Here is a 2,421-nt window from a genome sequence, read left to right as displayed (position 1 = left end):
GGTCGGCAGACCGTCTTGGCCGTATTCGTAGGTGCTTTTGGCTCAGATTGTTAAAGAATAAATGGTTCAGACGACCTCGAAAAAGGATTGAGGTCGTCTGAAAGGCAGAAGCTGCGTGCGTACCAGATACAAGCTGCCTACGCAGGCTACGGCTTGCTATCTAAGTTCATTGAGTATTAATCATAGTCATAAAGGATAGCGGAACAATCATCTAAATTAATTACATTCTTTGTACTTAATATTAAATTATTGTTTCTAATAACCCCATATTGATATCCTTTTTTCTCAAAATGGTTTTTAATCTTTTGAAGAATTAATTCTTTATTTGAGTTACTTTTGAAAGATATTCCACAAAATTTTTCTCTATTAGGTAAAGTGATTTCACAGTTGGATGAAATCAAACAAAAATCTTCCGATTCCAATTCAGGAATACTAAAAATTTCATCAAATGAATCTTCAAAACTTTGTATATCATAATTAATATATAAAAACACTCTATCAGGATTTTGGTTGGGATGATTACCAACTATATCAACAGTGTTTTCTATTTGCTTTATTACATTAATTTTATGGCTCACTTTTTTCATTTAACACTTCCTATGCTTTCGTAATTATAAAAATAATATTTGTTAGTTTTTTTTTGGCAAAAAATTTGTGAGTGTCGAAGCAGATTTGGTTCAGGTGACTGCTGCCGTAATACAGGCAGTTGATCTGTCTGTTTTCGGACAAGCCATTTTGGGCATTCTCCTTTTTAGATGGCACTTTCCATTGGTACTGGGCTATGAGTTGGCCATTTTCGTTGTAGTCGGGGCAGTTAAGGGCGGCGTACAGGCAAGGTCGTCTGAAAATTGATTTCAGACGACCTTGATGTTTGGTTGGGCCGAAATTCTAGCTATATAGCTTACTATTTAATACGACAGTTTGTTTCTTCGGCTGAGTAACATATAAAGTTATACCATTTATGACCTAATTCTGAATCACTTTCAAAATATTCTGGATGATAAATGTTGTATGGTATTGAGGGCGAAGGCTGACAGAAAAGTGAAGTATATTGAAGCAATTCTTCCCTATCTTTTGCTAAGGGTTCCTGTTCTATGAGTTCCTTCAGCTTTAGATAAAATTCATTAGTTATTTTTACAAGACAATTCTGTGGTGAAGGTTTGACTTTGTCTAAATAGCAAAAATCTCGGAATGAACATGAGATTACTTCTGCTTGTGAAAAGTCTATAGTATCCATTCGGTTATCAACTTCCTCTGGGGGTACTATCCCACCATTATTCGGTGTTTTATCAACGCCATAGAAAATGCAATCGTACAGTTTGCCTTTAAAAGCACAGTCTTTCAATGGAGATATTCCAAACATAGCTTTATGTATTTCTCCTTGGAATCTGCAGTTTTCAATAAGCGTACAGTAAATAAAATTTAATCGTATATTTTTTTTTATATTAGAAAAATCGCATCCTTGTAATTTAGCACCAACAAAATCAACACCTTTATAAACACAGTTTGCAAAACTGCATGAAATAAAATGCGCCCCCTTTCCAAACATTTCATCACAAAAATACTCGTTTTTGAATGTACTCCCATCAAACTTTACATTTTCAATAGTTACTTGACTATCTTCCTGTTCTGATATTTGGAAACTATTCCATAATGAACCAGAGAAATCGGAGTCTTTTAACGAAACTGATAGAAAAACAGATTCATCCTTATCACCAATTAATTTGATGCCACGAAAATCCTGCAATCCTGTTTCTGTTATACCAAATGGAGATATGCTTAAATTATAGGTAGAGGAAAGAACTTCCTTCAATGTGGGATAAACGTCCCAACGGTTTTTGAGTTTTCTAGAAATGGTCATCCACATTTTCCTTATTAAAAATTTCGAGGTGGGCGAGTGTATTTTATAAGCTTTCCGGCGCCAAAAATATTTTGGTAATCTTTCATATGCTTCGCCCAAGCTTTTTTAGTTGTTAAGTCAAACCACTTACATGCACTATTAGGACCAGTAAAATCAGGAATTTTTTTGCCTCCTCCTGGAGTTACTTTTAAACCTAATTCTTTGAGTATTTTATCATTTCTTACTACGTTTTTAACTTGTGTATCCAATTGAGTTCCATAATGCATAAAATAGGCAAAGTGTGATTTTTTGACATTCTTTACCTGTCGTGGAGTTAATCCTCGGAAAGGTCTCTTTGATAATTTTGCATTTTGTTCGTTTGCAATTTTCTGTAAACGTTTTCGTATTTTTTTACAAATAGCTTTCTCTTTGCATGTTGCTAATCCAAGGACATCTAACCACATACTGGAGTTAGGGGCAAAGAAATAAAAATTATCTCCACCATCCAACCCAATCGGATCCTGGTTCACAAACCGACCCGCATCTGGCTCGTAATACCTAAAGAAGTTGTAATGCAGTCC

General features: G+C 34.7%; 4 protein-coding genes. 1 reads left to right on the top strand and 3 read right to left on the bottom strand.

All coding sequences use genetic code 11. The annotated features are described in order from the left end of the window. Window positions 1–176: 176 nt before the first annotated feature. On the bottom strand, window positions 177–587 hold the full coding sequence (locus HMPREF2572_RS12795; RefSeq protein WP_070498968.1) for a hypothetical protein: 411 nt from the start codon (window positions 585–587) through the stop codon (window positions 177–179). A 67-nt stretch (window positions 588–654) separates the two neighbouring features. Between HMPREF2572_RS12795 and HMPREF2572_RS15295 the strand changes: the two genes are divergently transcribed. Beyond that, window positions 655–852 (top strand): hypothetical protein, encoded by a 198-nt coding sequence (locus HMPREF2572_RS15295; RefSeq protein ID WP_168161793.1) that lies wholly within the window; start codon window positions 655–657, stop codon window positions 850–852. A gap of 52 nt (window positions 853–904) precedes the next feature. On the opposite strand, the gene HMPREF2572_RS12790 is transcribed toward HMPREF2572_RS15295, so the two are convergent. Then, window positions 905–1,861, bottom strand: a complete 957-nt coding sequence (locus tag HMPREF2572_RS12790) for a pentapeptide repeat-containing protein (protein ID WP_070498967.1) — start codon at window positions 1,859–1,861, stop codon at window positions 905–907. A gap of 14 nt (window positions 1,862–1,875) precedes the next feature. Continuing rightward, window positions 1,876–2,421 (bottom strand): RHS repeat-associated core domain-containing protein (locus HMPREF2572_RS15160; RefSeq protein WP_246827830.1); only part of this gene is annotated, 546 nt, incomplete at its 5' end.

The organism is Neisseria sp. HMSC064E01 (assembly GCF_001808875.1).
Lineage (GTDB): Bacteria > Pseudomonadota > Gammaproteobacteria > Burkholderiales > Neisseriaceae > Neisseria > Neisseria sicca_A.
Note: the sequence above shows the minus strand (reverse complement) of the source record. Positions and strands in the feature narration are given on the sequence as shown.